Source organism: Comamonas odontotermitis (assembly GCF_014207855.1).
GTDB classification, from domain to species: Bacteria; Pseudomonadota; Gammaproteobacteria; order Burkholderiales; family Burkholderiaceae_C; genus Comamonas; species Comamonas odontotermitis_A.
This window is the reverse complement of sequence record NZ_JACHKZ010000038.1, coordinates 19115-33764: the sequence shown is the minus strand read 5'-3', so window position 1 is coordinate 33764 and position 14650 is coordinate 19115. Positions and strand designations below refer to the sequence as shown.

Sequence of the window (14650 nt, the reverse complement as noted above, 5' to 3'; positions counted from 1 at the left end):
ACGAAAACCAAGTACTGGTTGACGACGAAGAATGGCTGGTACATGGACTTGCCGGCTGTGGGTGAGCGTCTGCTCAAGAACATGGAGATGTATGACAATACAAATATCCTGTTGGTGTATAGCCAGGTTCCAGCCAAAGGCTCTGATGTGGATGTGACGAAAGAAAGCTGCGAATCTACTTCGGTCGATTCGGAGCGTCAGTACCGCACGATGCTCAACATCATGGACGGAGCCAAGCCCAGCATTCAGCTGATTGATGCAGCAGGCAATGGCACGTATAGCGCAGCGGACAATGACAATGCTTCGCGGGTGCAGGTGGACAAGGGCTCGCATTCGCAAATCGCATCGTCCGAGACTGTCATGCTGGATGTGAGTACGTGTAAAGGTGACAGCTGCCTGCGAGACGATGCTGAGCGCATCCTGCGCATGCCCGAGCAATCACTGCGTCCGAGCTGGCGTCAATTGAAATAATGGGAGGGCAAGGAATGCGAGAGAAAAACAGAAGGATGCAGCAGCGCGGTTTTACGTTGATCGAGGTGATGATCGTGGTGGCGGTGGTATCCATTCTGACTGCGATTGCGATGCCCAGCTATAACGAATACATCCGCCGTGGACACCGGGCGGATGCGAGGGCGGGGTTGCTGCAGGCTGCGCAATGGATGGAGCGTGCTGCTACTGCAGGAGGTGTCTATCCGACAAATCTACCCAATGCGCTCCAATGGAAAGATAGTAACGGTACCGCAGATCCTGCGAAGCGCTACACCATCAGCGTGGTAAATGGAAACACCGGCGCGGCCTTTACATTGCAGGCCGTTCCAAAAAGTCCGGGGCCGCAGGCTGCAGACAAGTGCGGCACCTACACCTTGAGCAATACCGGTGTGCAGGGGGCGAATGGCAAGGTGAGTGGTGATACAGGCTACGATGCCAGTTGCTGGGGCAAGTAGCAAGAGCCGTTTTGTGGAGAGCTCGTGTGGATGGGTGGCCGACCTGTGGCTATAGATTGATAAAGGGTCGATTTATTGCCAGGTAGCCGCCTTCAGCTATTGGTTTTGAGAGCCATTCATTCAGCACTCCACCGATCTCCCCAATCCCGCAGTCCTTGCAACTCCCGTCTGTCGCGCTTGGTGGGGCGCCCATCCTTGAGCGTATTGGCGGGTTCGGGGGCCAGGCGGCGCTGTTCGGCGAGCGTGGTCCTTTGGGCAATGCTCTGCGGTGTCTCCGAGTAAAGCGCTTGAGCAACAGGTGCGGGCCCCCGGGTACGGGCCATGGCCGTGATAACCACTGTTTTGGGAATGTTGCCCTGTTGCAGCTCCACGGTGTCGCCTGCTTTTACCTCTTTGCCCGGCTTGGCGCTGGCCTGGTTGACGCGGACATGGCCTTTGTTGATGGCTTCGACCGCAATGGCACGGGTCTTGTAAAAGCGCGCGCACCACAGCCATTTGTCGATGCGCATGGATTCGCTGTCAGGGGTATCAGAAGTGGGCATGGGATGAGGCCGGGGGCGTATTGGCTACGAAGGCAAACTCTACTACAGCGTCAAATCCTTCAATGGCGCCGTTGCCATGGCGGTTGCGCAAATGCAGCTGTGCGTGCAGCGCATCACAGATGGAGCGGCAAATGGCGAGGCCCAGGCCTGATCCGCCATTGGGCACTCCGCTGACAAAGGGTTCTGCCAAGCGTGCCTGCACTGCGGCAGAGACACCTTCTCCCCAATCGCTCACGCGCAGAACCGGGCGATCCTCCTGCGTTGCCAGTTTGATCTGCAGGGGGGCACCGTGCGGCGAATGTTGTATGGCGTTGTGCAGCAGATTACGCACCAGCTCGCGCAGCATCCATGGGTGCGCCATCAGAGTAAGCTCTTCGCTCACCAGCTCAAACTGCAGATTCTTTTCGGCCAGCAGCGGCGATAGTTCTATGACCATGTCTCGAACCACCTCCGTCAAGCTGACGGTCTGTGCTTGTTCCGACTGCTGCAACTGCTCTACTTTTGCGAGCGACAGCATCTGGTTGGCCAACTGGGTAGCGCGGCCTACGGTGGTGCTGATCTCATGCAGAGCCTGGTGTGGCTCCACATCGCCTCGCAGGGCCGACTGAACCTGAACCTTGAGTACCGCCAGTGGCGTGCGCAACTGGTGCGATGCATCGCGTACAAATCGCTTTTGATGCGCCAGCAGGTGAGCGAGGCGCGCCATGGCGTGGTTGGTAGAGTCGACCAGAGGCAGCACTTCAACTGGGGTGGCGGGGGGCACTTTCAGCGGCTGCAGGTCGTCGTTGCTGCGGCTGTTGAGCTGCTTGCTCAGTTGCAGGATGGGCAGGGTGGCCCGGCGCACCACGAACACGACGACACACGCAATGCAGACAAACAGCAGCGCTTGCTTGAACAGGGTGCCCAACAAGATCTCCCGGGCCAGGGATTCGCGGATCTGCAAGGTTTCTGCCACCTGCACAATGGCCATGCCGCGCCCGTTGGCGCTGGCAACGGGTTGCAGCAAGGCGGCAATGCGAACGGGCATGCCTCGGAATTCGCCATTGTAAAAGTCCACCAGGGCCGCATAGGGCGGCTGCTGGGCGATGCGGCCCCTCCACAGCGGCAACTCGGCAAAGCCGCCAATCAGCTCGCCCGCCATGGTGGAGACGCGATAGAACAGGCGCGACTGGTTGTCTGCCTCAAAGGCTTCCAGCGCTGAATAGGGGACCGTGGATTCGACAATGGCCAGCTCGTCATAGCCTTGTACGGTCAACTGTTCGCCGATCACCTTGGCTGACGCCAGCAGGCTGCGGTCGTATGCGGTATTGAGGGATTGGAGCGACTGCTGGTAGAGGCTGCTGGTGTTGTAGACCATGAAGACCACCACTGGTAGCAGGATGCCCAGCAGCAGATTACGTCGGATCGAGCTGTTGGCGAGTTGGGCGCTACCAGGGTTCTGGGTGGTTGTAGGGGCAGGCGCGGTCATATCTTGCGGGGATATCTTGCAGGGAGTGTTGCGCGGTAGCTCGTCAGTCGGCCGAAGAACCGCCTGATTTGAGCAGGTAGCCCAGGCCGCGCAAGGTCATCAGCTGCATACCGGTAGGGGCCAGTTTTTTGCGCAGACGGTAGGCCACGACTTCAACCGCCTCCAGCTGCACATCAGGTTCGCCGGCAAAAACGGTGGCGAACAAGCGCTCCTTGGTGACGGCCTGGCCCATAGGCTGAATCAGCGTCTTGAGGAAGGCGACCTCCCGTGGCGTCAGCTCAAAGATGGCGTCCTGCCAGTAAAAGGCCTCGGCAGACTTGTCGTAGCGCAGGCTGCCAGCGGCCGTAGTGGTCGGCGGCGTATTTTCCGCGGCGGCTGGCTGGGATCGTCGCACCAGGGCACGGATGCGGGCCTCCAGTTCGTCCAGGTCAAATGGCTTGGCCAGATAGTCGTCGGCCCCGGAGTTGAGGCCCAGCACGCGGTCGCCCACCGTGCCTCGCGCCGTCAGAATCAGGGTTGGCGTGGCCAGGCCTTCCGTGCGCGCCTGGGCAATGATGTCCAGCCCATCCATATTGGGCAGGCTCAGATCCAGCAGCACCGCATCGGGCCGCAGCCGTCGCCAGGCCGGCAGCGCGGCAGCGCCGTCGGTAATGGGGGTGACATCCATGCCGCGCCGTCGCAACGTACGTTGCAAGGTGGTCTGCATGGTGGCGTCGTCCTCGATCAAAAGCAGGTGCATGCTGGCAAGTTTGCACCATATTCATGGTAACCCGTACCGTGGATGCGGCATTCGCGCCCTTGGTGTTTCCCCTAGTGAATCCGCTCAGGCGTGACAGCTATTTGACAGGTATTGCCACGATCATCGGTTCATCTACAACATCTTCCAAGGAGACAATCATGCGTCGTGACGAGTTCCTTAAATCCATGCTGGCACTGGCTGCTGCAGGGGCCTTGCCACTCAGCGCCCATGCCGCGGCAAATCTGAAAATGCTGTTGCCCGCCAACCCCGGTGGCGGCTGGGACACTACGGGCCGTGCGCTGGGCAAGGCTTTGCAAGACGCTGGCGTGGCTGGCTCGGTGACCTATGACAACAAGGGCGGCGCAGCAGGGGCCATCGGCCTTGCGCAGTTTGTCAATGGCAGCAAGGGCGATGCCAATGCCATGATGGTGATGGGTGCAGTCATGCTGGGCGGCATTATTACCGGCAAGCCTCCAGTAGATTTGAATCAGGCCACGCCTCTGGCACGCCTGACGAGCGAGTACAACGTATTCGTATTGCCAGCCAATTCGCCTTTCAAGACCATGGCAGATGTGGTGGCTCAGCTCAAGAAGGATCCCGGCTCCGTCAAGTGGGGCGGCGGCTCGCGCGGCTCGACCGAACACATCGCGGCGGCAATGATTGCGCGGGCTGTGGGCGTGGATCCGGCCAAGATCAATTACGTTGCCTTCCGTGGCGGCGGTGAAGCGATCGCGGCCATCCTGGGTGGCAATGTCACCGTCGGGGGCAGCGGCTTCAGCGAGTTTGCCGAATACATCTCGACTGGCAAGATGAAACCGATTGCCGTCACATCCGCGCAGCGCCTGGAGGGCGTGGATGTTCCCACACTCAAGGAGCAGGGTATTGATGTGGAAATTGGCAACTGGCGCGGCGTGTATGGTGCTCCTGGCATCAGCGCAGAGCAGCGCAAGAATCTGATCGACATGCTGGACAAGGCCATGAAGAGCAAGAGCTGGGCCGAGTCGATGAAGAAGAACGACTGGACAGCCGCCTGGTTGGCAGGCGATGACTTCAGCAAATTTGTATCGGCAGAGTTTGCCAGCCTGAAAGACACGATGACCCGCGCAGGCATGGTGTCCTGATTCTTGCACCGCCCTGGCGAAAATACCTCGCCAGGGTAGTTCGCCCGTATATAAAAAAGATAGCTACTGGCGCTTCATTGATAAGCGCTGGGGGCCTTTTTTCAAATTTTCAGGTGCTGGCGGATTGCGAGCTGGAAGCTTGCGATGGCGGCTGGAATGCGAGGTAGTCATTGCCCAGCCTCGGTATTGCGCGGCCTCCGTCCATTCGCCCAAGAATCCGTTTCGCAACACCGCGAGCACCCTGCAACAGATCAAAAGGAGACGCCGATATGAGCCCAATGGCAGATCCCCAAGCAGCGGCCGGTACCGCTGCCAATCACTCGCAAGGCGCAGAGCCTGATTTTGAACACGCCCATCAGCCGAGCACGGTGGCGCAACTGGCCGTCGGCATTGCCGTACTGGTTGTGGCCGGGCTGCTGTCATGGGGGGCGTTGCACATTCCATCCCAAGCCGGTTACAGCGGCGTGGGGCCTGATTTTCTGCCCTGGCTGGCCGCCTGCGTACTGGGTTTGTGCGGCATGTGGCTGTGCTGGGAAGCGCTGAGTGGGGGTTATCGCCACCTCGACGCGCCTGATGGCGCGCAGCATGGCGACTGGGGTGCACTGGTGTGGGTGTGTGCAGGTCTGCTCATCAACGCAGCGCTCATCACCACCTTGGGTTTCATCGTCAGCTGCACCTTGTGCTATGCCGTGGCGACGCAAGGTTTGCGTCGCGCGTCTGGCCAGCCCCATGCGGGCAGCGCCAAAACCATTGGCACTGACCTGTTTACCGGAGCTTTGATTTCGGCGCCGGTGTTCTGGACTTTCACGCAATTCCTGGCAATCAACCTGCCGGGCCTGACGGAAACGGGGTGGCTGTGATGGATATCTTCAACGCATTGCTACAAGGCTTCGCCACTGCAGCTACGCCTGTCAATCTGCTGTGGGCGCTGGTGGGTTGCGCACTGGGCACGGCAGTGGGTGTGCTGCCGGGTATTGGCCCTGCCGTGGCGGTGGCCATGCTGCTGCCCATCACGGCCAAGGTGGAAGTCACCGCCTCGATGATCTTCTTTGCCGGTATTTACTATGGCGCCATGTACGGCGGCTCGACCACGTCGATCCTGCTGAACACGCCCGGCGAGACCGCAAGCATGGTGACCGCCATGGAGGGCAACAAAATGGCCAAGAGCGGTCGTGCCGGCGCGGCGCTTGCCACATCGGCCATCGGCTCCTTCGTGGCTGGAACCATTGCCACTGTGGTGGTCACACTGTTCGCTCCCTATGTTGCAGACTTTGCAGTCAAGCTGGGGCCGCCGGAGTACTTCATGCTGATGGTGTTGGCCTTCACCACCGTGAGTGCTGTTCTTGGCAAGAGCAGTCTGCGTGGCATGACAGCGCTGTTCCTGGGGCTGGCCATCGGCTGTATCGGCATGGACCAGATCACTGGCACCGCCCGCTATACGATGGGCAAGCCAGAGCTGCTGGACGGTATCGACATCGTGTTGGTGGCAGTAGGCCTGTTTGCTGTGGCTGAAGTGCTGTACTACGCGCTGTACGAGGGCAAGACGCGCGACTCGCAGAACAAAATGGGCCGTGTGCACATGACGCGCCGCGACTGGAAGCGCTCAGTGCCTGCCTGGATCCGCGGCACGGTGATTGGAACGCCCTTTGGCTGCATTCCCGCTGGTGGGACTGAGATCCCGACCTTTCTGAGCTATGCCACCGAGAAGAAACTGGCCAAGGGTGAAGACAAGGCAGAGTTTGGTACGAGCGGCGCCATTGAAGGCGTGGCAGGCCCGGAGGCTGCCAACAACGCCACCGTTACGGCAGCGCTGATTCCGCTGCTGACGCTGGGCATTCCCACCAGCAACACCACGGCCGTATTGCTGGGGGCATTCCAGAACTATGGCATCAACCCGGGCCCGCAGCTCTTTACCACCTCAGCCGCACTGGTGTGGGCGCTGATCGCATCGCTTTACATCGGCAATGTGATGCTGCTGGTGCTGAACCTGCCCATGGTGGGCATGTGGGTCAAGCTGCTCAAGATTCCCAAGCCGCAACTGTATGCAGGCATTCTGATCTTTGCGACCGTCGGTGCCTATGGCATGCGCCAAAGCACGTTTGATCTGTATCTGCTGCTGGCCATCGGTGCGCTGGGGGTTGTGATGCGTCGCTTTGATTTTCCTACCGCACCCGTGGTGGTGGGCATGATTCTCGGGCCGCTTGCCGAAGCGCAAATGCGCAATGCAGTGGCCATTGGGGAAGGTAGCTGGAGCATCTTCTGGCAGCGGCCCATGTCGCTGGCGCTGATCATCATTGTGCTGGCTGTGCTGATTGTTCCGCGGGTGCTCAAGGCAAGAGGGAACAAAAAGGCTGCAATAGCGGTTTCCGCCTGAGGCTGCGACCGTTTAGATCCAGGCGCCCGAACGGGCGCCTTTTTTACTCATGCAATGCATGTAAAGGCACAAGGCTTTGGCAAGGGCTCTGCTATATAGTGGTGTACCGGCAATGTATGGTGATCTGGCCGGGATGGTGGCCAGTCGCGGCAGATGGAAGGAATGCGGGCATGGAATCGCAAGAGATGGAAGATGACGGCGTCTATGAAAGCGCTGCAGAGCTATTCAAGGCCATGGCCGCGCCCATGCGGCTCAAGATCATCAGCGCGCTGTGCAATGGTGAGAAGAATGTGTCCGAGTTGCTGGCGTCGATCAATACCACCCAGCCCAATATGTCTCAGCATCTGAACACCTTGTACCAAGCCGGAGTGCTGGGCAAGCGGCGCGAAGGCGTCAGCATCTACTACTACATTGCAAACGACAAAGTAGTGCAGATGTGCCGCAGTGTTTGCCTGCAAATCGCAATGGAAGATTGAAGGTTTCTCTGCACTATGAAAAAGGCAGCCCGAGGGCTGCCTTTTTGCTGGGTTTGCGCAGCCATCAGGGCTTCAGGTAAACGAAGCCTTCTTTGGCTTGCAGGCGCGCTACTTCGGCTACGCCAGATGGCACCATCTGGGCTTCCATCAGCAGTTTTGACGCGTCGATCTTGCGGGTCTGCAAGGTGTTGTTGCACACGCGAAACTCCACGCCTTTGGCGGATAAGGCACTCACTTGTCCGCTGAACTCGCGCCCCTTGCTGTCCTTGGCATCACTGAGCAGGAAATCGATGCCTGGGCCATGCGTTACCACCACGATCTTGTCGGTGGGCGAGGCGTTGAGTTCGTTGGTGATGTTGTTGAGGATGGCTGCTGCAGTCTCGACACCGGTATTGACGTGGTAGACCACTTTGACCTTGTCCTGGGCAAAGCCGATGGCTGCCATCAAGGACAGAAAGATGGCGCATAACAGGCGTTTCATGGGTGGCTCCTTTGCATTGGTAGTATCTCCAGCCCCAAAATATCGCTGGTGACTTATATTAGCTGCAGGCGATTGCTGTGCAAAGCCAGTAACAGTACCTAGTAAACGGCGGGTGGAGACAGGAGTCAAGCATGGTGGCGACACGGGTGAAATGGGCTTACGCTTTCGCGTTGATGCTGGGCTGGAATGCTGGCAGCGCGCAGGCGCATGGCACGGATGGTGCATCGGATCCGCCAATGGCTGCAACCGCCAGCACGGCAGCGGGCAATCCGGCACAGGGCAGGCCCGGTACTCCGGCAGCCACCGTCTCGATGGAGATCAAGCGGGTAGCGCCCGATGTGTATTACGTGCAAGGCTTGTCGGCGTTGGGGTCGCCGCAGAACCAGAACTTCATCTCCAATGCAGGCTTTGTCATCACAGAAGACAGCGTGGTGGTGATCGATGCGCTGGGCTCTCCTGCGCTGGCCAAGACGCTGGTGCAGAAAATCAAGCAGATCACGAGCAAACCCATCAGCACGGTGCTGTTGACGCATTACCATGCAGACCACATCTACGGCCTGCAGGTCTTCAAGGCGCTGGGCGCCAAGATCATTGCCAATGGTCTGGCAAGGGAGTACATCAACTCCGACACCGCCCGGCTGCGCCTGGAAGCTTCTCGCACCGAGCTGGCGCCATGGATCGATGCCGACACCCATTTGGTGAATGCGGATGAATGGGTGAGCGCAGACAACAGCGTGCTCACGATCGGTGGAGTGCAGTTTCAGCTGCAACACATGGGGCCTGCCCATACGCCAGAAGACACGGCGATTTTCCTTCCGCAAAGCGGCGTGCTGTTCATTGGGGATGTGGTGTTTCGTAACCGCATCCCTTATGTTGGGCAAGCCGACAGCCGCCACTGGATTGCCGCACTCGACAGTTTGTTGAAGCTGCCTGTCAAAGTCATGGTGCCGGGCCATGGACCGGCATCGAATGATCCGAAGGCCGACATGCAGCTGACGCGCGACTACCTCAGCTATCTGCGCGAATCCATGGCCAAGGCGGCAGGCAATCTGGACCCGTTTGACGAGGCCTATAAATCAACGGATTGGTCGCGCTTTGAGAAATATCCGCTGTTCAAGGAGGCCAACCGCATGAACGCCTACAACACCTATTTGCTCATGGAGCAGGAAAAGCCATGATCGGCCGTCGTGATGCCATGCTGGGTTTGTTCATCGGCCAGGCCACGGGAGCTTGGGCGATGCAGGCCCAGGCATTGGATGCCTCGGAACAACTGCTGCCCACGACGGATGATTTACAACAAAGCCTGGCATTCGCTACACGCCAAGGCCAACCGCTCGTAGTGCTGGCCACCTTGCATGGCTGCCCGTTTTGCAAGGTGGCGCGTGAAAACTATCTGTTTCCTGCCAGCAAGGAGGGGGCGGTCGTGACGCAAATCCACTTTCTCTCTCGCATGCCTTTGCGTGACTGTGCGGGGCGAGCCACTAGCCATGGTCAAGTGGTCAAAGATTTGGGCATCGGGGTTGCACCGACTGTGTTGTTCTACGGCCGTGGCGGAAAGGAACTGGCTCCACGGCTCACGGCGGGCTCCACTTCCGACTTCTACGGCGCATACCTTGATGAGCGTCTTGCGCAGGCGCGCGCATCGTTCCAGTCCACCAACTAATAGCGCGGAGCAGGCCTTGCTCGATGGTGCACAGCCTCCTCAGAAACGCCATTCCAGAGTCAACACAGGAGCTGAATTTCGCTATTCATATCTGGGATAACGCGGGTATCACCTAGGCCTGGAGGCTCTCAGAACTCTCTAATATTTCAATAAATAAAAATATGCTTATATATAAATAAAGGTGAAGCGATGAGACAACTTCGAAGTGTTCTGATGGCAGGGGCCGCTCTGTTGGGCGGCGGGTTGGTGGCTGCTCCTGCGTGGGCCAATCTGGCCCTGGCGCAGAAGAACGCATGCATGGCCTGCCACAGCGTTGACAAGAAATTGGTGGGTCCGGCCTACCAGGATGTGGCCAAGAAATACGCAGGCCAGGCCGATGCACAGGCCCAGCTCGCCAAAAGCATCAAGGCGGGAGGTTCCGGCAAGTGGGGCGCGGTTCCCATGCCGCCACAGGCAGCGCTCAGCGATGCAGATGCCAGCACGCTGGCTGCCTGGATTCTGGGCGGCTCCAAGTAAGGCAAGCGATCAGCGCTTATTTCTTGAGTAGAGCTTGCTATTGGAAAGGGAGCATATGCGGAGCCAGCTGATGGGCAGGGTGCGCAAGGCGCCAGAGAACTTTGTTCCACCACAGGCGGTGGGCACGGTGTTTGCAGAGGCCAAGGCCGGGCGGCGTGATTTCATACGCAGTGCATTTGCTGCTGCAGCAGGCACCGTAGCAGCTTCCGTGCATGCGCAACAGGCGCCGGTGGCAGACGGAGACCCGAACATTCTGGAGTTGCCAGCGCATAGCAAGGGCCTTGGCCAGCCGGTGGTAACCGATGGCTATGGCAAACCTTCGAGGTACGAGGCCAATGTGCAGCGGCGCCAAAGCCCTGGGCTTACGCAGACCAAGCAGGCTTCGGTATCGTTTGCGCCGCTGCAATCGCTGTTCGGGATTGTTACGCCGAGCGGCCTGCATTTCGAGCGCCACCACCAGGGCTGGTGGGATATCGATCCTTCCAAGCACCGCCTGATGGTCAATGGCCTGGTCAAGAGCGCGAAGGTGTTCACGATGGACGACATCATGCGCCTGCCATCGGTGTCGCGCTTTCACTTCATCGAGTGCGGTGCCAACACGGGCATGGAATGGGGCAATGTGGCCGTGCCGACCGTGCAATATACGCACGGCATGCTCTCATGCAGCGAGTTTACCGGTGTGCCGCTGATCACCCTGCTCGAAATGGCGGGCGCCGATCTGAAAAAGGGCAAGTTCATTCTGGCCGAAGGCGCTGATGGATCGTCGATGACGCGCACCATCCCGGTGGAGCTGATCACTTCCGGCGAAGTGCTGGTGGCCTATGGCCAGAACGGCGAGATGCTGCGGCCGGAGCAAGGCTATCCGTTGCGCCTGGTGGTGCCCGGTGTTCAAGGCGTCAGCTGGGTCAAGTACCTGCGTCGCATTGAAGTGGGCGACATGCCATACGCCACCAAGGACGAAGCGGTGCACTATGTCGATCTGATGCCAGACGGCCAGCACCGCCAGTACACCAGCATTCAGGAATGCAAGAGCGTAGTGACAACGCCGTCGGGCGGACAAATGCTGCTCGACAAGGGCTTCTACAACATCACGGGGCTTGCGTGGTCTGGACGTGGCAAGGTCAAGCGCGTGGATGTCAGCGTGGATGGTGGTCGCAACTGGCGCACCGCCCGCCTCGAAGGCCCTGTGATGGAAAAGTGCCTGACACGCTTCAACATCGACTGGGCCTGGAATGGTGAGGAATGCATCATTCAGAGCCGGGCGATGGACGAGACCGGATATGTGCAGCCTACCTACCAGCAGTTGCGTGCCGTGCGTGGCACGCGCTCCATCTACCACAACAACGCCATCCAGTCGTGGGCGGTGCATGCGAATGGGGAGGTGGCCAATGTTCAGCTTGCATAAAAAAAGGCTGCTGGCGCACGCGTTCTTGGCGCTGGCTGCTGTCCATGGAACTGCATTTGCGCAAACCCCTGGCAAGCCAGCGGAGCGCTTCCAAGGCATTGGCCGCGAGGCGACGGCCAAGGAGGTTCAGGCCTGGGATATCGATGTGCGCCCCGATTTCAAGGGCCTGCCGCCAGGCTCGGGATCGGTGCAAAAAGGCATGGATGTGTGGGAGGCCAAGTGTGCATCCTGCCACGGCGTTTTTGGCGAATCGAACGAGGTTTTCAGTCCATTGGTAGGGGGCACCACTGCCGACGACATCAAGACCGGCCACGCAGCGCGGCTGAAGGACCCGGCTTTTCCGGGCCGTACCACGATGATGAAGGTGGCCACGGTATCGACCCTGTGGGATTACATCAACCGCGCCATGCCATGGAATGCCCCCAAGACGCTGACGACGGAAGAGGTGTATGCGGTAACCGCCTACCTGCTCAATCTGGGCGGTGTGGTGCCCGACGACTACACGCTCAGCGACAAGAACATTGCCCAAGTGCAGCAAAAAATGCCCAACCGCAATGGCATGACGACCCAGCACGCAATGTGGCCGGGCAAGGAGTTTACGAGCGGGGCAAAGCAGGGGGCAGGCCAGCCGGATGTACGCGCCTCGGCCTGTATGCACAATTGCGGCCCCGAGCCACAGGTGCGGTCGGCCCTGCCTGCGCATGCGAGCAACAACCATGGCAACCTGGCGGCACAAAACCGCCTGGTGGGTGCGCAGCGCGGTGTTGAAACCGATGGCGGCAATGGCAAGTCTGGCAAACCTGGCCAGGCAGAGATGAAGGCAGGTGCGGACGCAGGCAAGGCTGCAGCGCCCACTGCGTTGCTGGAAAAAAACGCCTGCATTGCCTGCCACGGTATGGACCAGAAGATTGTGGGCCCGGGATTTGCAGAAATTGCCAAGAAATACCCCGGCAAGAAGGATTACCTGCTGGGCAAGATCAAGGCCGGCGGCACGGGCGTGTGGGGGTCAATGCCCATGCCGCCGCAGCCCGGAATCAGCGACGATGATGCCCAGGCGATTGCCGGCTGGCTGGCGGGGGAATCTGCGGCAAAGCCGTAGCAGGTCTTGCAGGCGGGTGATCGCATCGGCCATTTCCCATATTCACGTATGACAAGGAGACAGAAACATGAACCGCAGAGATGCACTCAAACATTCCGCAGCCGTGACCGGCTTGCTGCTGGCAGCGGGCCTGTTGCCCCGTGCAGCGCTGGCCGCCTACAACCAGAGCGCGTTTGATGCAAAGACCGTGGCTGATGTGGTCAAGGCCATGGGCGCTGCAGCGCCCGAGGAAAGCAAGGATGTCAGCCTGACGGCACCAGACATCGCGGAGAACGGTGCCGTTGTGCCGATCGGGGCTGCTACCACGCTGACCAACGTGAAGCGCCTGCTGGTGCTGGTGGAGAAGAATCCGAACACCCTGGTGGCGGCCTTTGATGTGAATGAGGCCGTCGAACCAAACTTTCTCACCCGCGCCAAGCTGGGCCAGTCTTCGGACGTGTATGCGGTTGCCATCACCGCTGACGGCAAGGCGCTGTTTGCGAAGAAGGAAGTGAAGGTCACCCTGGGCGGCTGCGGCGGCTAAGACAAGACGAGACAAAAGGAGCAAGACATGGCAGATCCAATGCGTATTCGCGCACAGGCCGCGGGTGACAAGACGACGGTGCGGGTATTGATGTCCCACGAGATGGAGACAGGGCAACGCAAAGATGCAGAAGGCAAAACCATTCCGGCCTGGTTCATCCAGGAGGTGACTGCGTCGCTCAATGGCAAGCCCGTGCTGACAGCCGAATGGGGGCCAGCAGTATCGAAGAATCCATTTCTGCAGTTCGTCGTCAAAGGCGCCAAGGCGGGCGACAAGATATCGGTGTCCTGGAAGGACAACAAGGGAGACACGCGAACCGATGAGGCCACGGTGAGCTGATGGTTGCACTGCCGCAAGGGCGTGCTTCGGCCCGGCCTTGCGGCGGCGAAAGCAGCACACCGGGCCAAGCGGCTGCGCACTGTACCTGGGCAGACGCTGCGCTGTCTGCCTTCTCTGACAGATAACAAAAAGGGGTGCCCCATGAGACAAACCAACCACCGGGCCGGAAAGCTGGCCTTCTCCGCCGTACTGGCGTTGCTTGCCAGTGCTTCTGCCTTCGCCCAGAAAAGCACCGCCGATGGCATTGCCGAATACCGCGAAATGCTGCAGGACGGAAATCCTGCCGAGCTGTTCGAGATGAAGGGTGAGGAGCTGTGGAAGCAAAAGCGCGGCTCCAAAAACGCCTCGCTGGAACAGTGTGACCTGGGCAAGGGGCCGGGCGTGGTCAAAGGCGCGTTTGTGGAGTTGCCTCGTTATTTTGCAGACACGGGGAAGGTGCAGGATCTGGAATCGCGCCTCTTGACCTGCATGGAAAAGCAGCAAGGCCTTGATGCCAAGAAAATTGCTGCAACACCCTTTGGCACGGACGAACAGAAGAACATGGAAGGCCTGGTCGCATGGATTGCATCGCAGTCCAAGGGCATGGTTTTCAATCTGCCGCAAGACCATACGCAGGAGAAGCAGGCCTATGAAATGGGCAAGCGCCTGTTCTTCATGCGCGGTGGCCCCCATGACTTTGCCTGCGCCTCCTGCCATGGTGCGGATGGCAAGCGCATCCGCCTGCAGGATCTGCCCAATCTGACCAAGAACCCAGGTGCCTCGGAGGGCTTTGGCGCATGGCCCGCATACCGTGTATCGTCCGGCGAGCTGTGGAGCATGCAGCGGCGCTTGAATGACTGCTATCGCCAGCAGCGATTTCCGTACCCAGGTTACGCCAGTGACGTGACTGTTGCACTGGGGGTATACATGGGTGTCAATGGCAAGGGCGGCAAGGCGACTGCGCCGTCCATCAAGCGCTGA

17 protein-coding genes and 1 pseudogene are annotated in these 14650 nt (G+C 59.5%); 14 read left to right on the top strand and 4 right to left on the bottom strand.

The window, feature by feature from the left end; genetic code table 11:
- Together HNP33_RS19160 and HNP33_RS19155 are read left to right on the top strand one after the other, a co-directional pair.
- Window positions 1-471 (top strand): annotated as a pseudogene (locus tag HNP33_RS19160) (pilus assembly protein PilC); the annotation flags it as partial.
- A gap of 14 nt (window positions 472-485) precedes the next feature.
- On the top strand, window positions 486-944 hold the full coding sequence (locus HNP33_RS19155) for a type IV pilin protein (RefSeq protein WP_184711444.1): 459 nt from the start codon (window positions 486-488) through the stop codon (window positions 942-944).
- 116 nt (window positions 945-1060) lie between these two features.
- On the opposite strand, the gene HNP33_RS19150 is transcribed toward HNP33_RS19155, so the two are convergent.
- From HNP33_RS19150 to HNP33_RS19140, 3 genes are read right to left on the bottom strand one after another with little or no spacing between them, the layout of a single operon-like run.
- Window positions 1061-1486: an RNA-binding S4 domain-containing protein gene (locus tag HNP33_RS19150; protein ID WP_233464614.1), complete on the bottom strand. Its 426-nt coding sequence runs from the start codon at window positions 1484-1486 to the stop codon at window positions 1061-1063.
- Window positions 1473-2954 carry a sensor histidine kinase gene (locus HNP33_RS19145; protein WP_184711442.1) on the bottom strand — a complete coding sequence of 494 codons (1482 nt, stop codon included), beginning with the start codon at window positions 2952-2954 and terminating at the stop codon, window positions 1473-1475. The genes HNP33_RS19150 and HNP33_RS19145 overlap by 14 nt, the downstream gene beginning before the upstream one ends.
- A gap of 43 nt (window positions 2955-2997) precedes the next feature.
- A complete protein-coding gene (locus HNP33_RS19140) occupies window positions 2998-3693 on the bottom strand; it encodes a response regulator transcription factor (protein WP_184711440.1) in 696 nt (231 codons plus the stop codon).
- A 158-nt stretch (window positions 3694-3851) separates the two neighbouring features.
- Here HNP33_RS19140 and HNP33_RS19135 point away from each other — a divergent pair, with 158 nt between their 5' ends.
- The 4 genes from HNP33_RS19135 (at window position 3852) to HNP33_RS19120 (ending at window position 7664) form a co-directional block, all read left to right on the top strand.
- Window positions 3852-4814, top strand: a complete 963-nt coding sequence (locus HNP33_RS19135; RefSeq protein ID WP_184711438.1) for a Bug family tripartite tricarboxylate transporter substrate binding protein — start codon at window positions 3852-3854, stop codon at window positions 4812-4814.
- A 269-nt stretch (window positions 4815-5083) separates the two neighbouring features.
- Window positions 5084-5674: a tripartite tricarboxylate transporter TctB family protein gene (locus tag HNP33_RS19130; protein ID WP_233464613.1), complete on the top strand. Its 591-nt coding sequence runs from the start codon at window positions 5084-5086 to the stop codon at window positions 5672-5674.
- Window positions 5674-7188 carry a tripartite tricarboxylate transporter permease gene (locus HNP33_RS19125; RefSeq protein ID WP_184711436.1) on the top strand — a complete coding sequence of 505 codons (1515 nt, stop codon included), beginning with the start codon at window positions 5674-5676 and terminating at the stop codon, window positions 7186-7188. Before HNP33_RS19130 ends, HNP33_RS19125 begins: the two co-directional genes overlap by 1 nt.
- Window positions 7189-7358: 170 nt before the next feature.
- Complete coding sequence (locus HNP33_RS19120) at window positions 7359-7664, top strand: ArsR/SmtB family transcription factor (RefSeq protein ID WP_184711434.1); 306 nt, start codon at window positions 7359-7361, stop codon at window positions 7662-7664.
- A gap of 64 nt (window positions 7665-7728) precedes the next feature.
- On the opposite strand, the gene HNP33_RS19115 is transcribed toward HNP33_RS19120, so the two are convergent.
- A complete protein-coding gene (locus tag HNP33_RS19115) occupies window positions 7729-8145 on the bottom strand; it encodes a DsrE family protein (protein WP_184711432.1) in 417 nt (138 codons plus the stop codon).
- 131 nt (window positions 8146-8276) lie between these two features.
- Here HNP33_RS19115 and HNP33_RS19110 point away from each other — a divergent pair, with 131 nt between their 5' ends.
- The 8 genes from HNP33_RS19110 to soxA all read left to right on the top strand — a co-directional run bounded on the left by HNP33_RS19110 (window position 8277) and on the right by soxA (window position 14650).
- Window positions 8277-9323 carry an MBL fold metallo-hydrolase gene (locus HNP33_RS19110; protein ID WP_233464612.1) on the top strand — a complete coding sequence of 349 codons (1047 nt, stop codon included), beginning with the start codon at window positions 8277-8279 and terminating at the stop codon, window positions 9321-9323.
- A complete protein-coding gene (locus tag HNP33_RS19105) occupies window positions 9320-9808 on the top strand; it encodes a hypothetical protein (RefSeq protein WP_184711430.1) in 489 nt (162 codons plus the stop codon). The genes HNP33_RS19110 and HNP33_RS19105 overlap by 4 nt, the downstream gene beginning before the upstream one ends.
- 213 nt (window positions 9809-10021) lie before the next feature.
- Entirely contained in the window at window positions 10022-10324 is a 303-nt protein-coding gene (locus HNP33_RS19100) for a c-type cytochrome (RefSeq protein ID WP_184711451.1), read from the top strand.
- A 55-nt stretch (window positions 10325-10379) separates the two neighbouring features.
- Complete coding sequence (gene soxC / locus HNP33_RS19095; protein ID WP_184711428.1) at window positions 10380-11729, top strand: sulfite dehydrogenase; 1350 nt, start codon at window positions 10380-10382, stop codon at window positions 11727-11729.
- Window positions 11713-12828, top strand: coding sequence for a c-type cytochrome (locus HNP33_RS19090; RefSeq protein WP_184711426.1), 1116 nt, complete (start codon window positions 11713-11715; stop codon window positions 12826-12828). The genes soxC and HNP33_RS19090 overlap by 17 nt, the downstream gene beginning before the upstream one ends.
- Window positions 12829-12895: 67 nt before the next feature.
- Window positions 12896-13351 (top strand): thiosulfate oxidation carrier protein SoxY, encoded by a 456-nt coding sequence (soxY, locus tag HNP33_RS19085; protein WP_184711424.1) that lies wholly within the window; start codon window positions 12896-12898, stop codon window positions 13349-13351.
- A gap of 27 nt (window positions 13352-13378) precedes the next feature.
- Window positions 13379-13690, top strand: a complete 312-nt coding sequence (gene soxZ, locus HNP33_RS19080; protein ID WP_184711422.1) for a thiosulfate oxidation carrier complex protein SoxZ — start codon at window positions 13379-13381, stop codon at window positions 13688-13690.
- A gap of 141 nt (window positions 13691-13831) precedes the next feature.
- Window positions 13832-14650: a sulfur oxidation c-type cytochrome SoxA gene (gene soxA / locus HNP33_RS19075; protein WP_184711421.1), complete on the top strand. Its 819-nt coding sequence runs from the start codon at window positions 13832-13834 to the stop codon at window positions 14648-14650.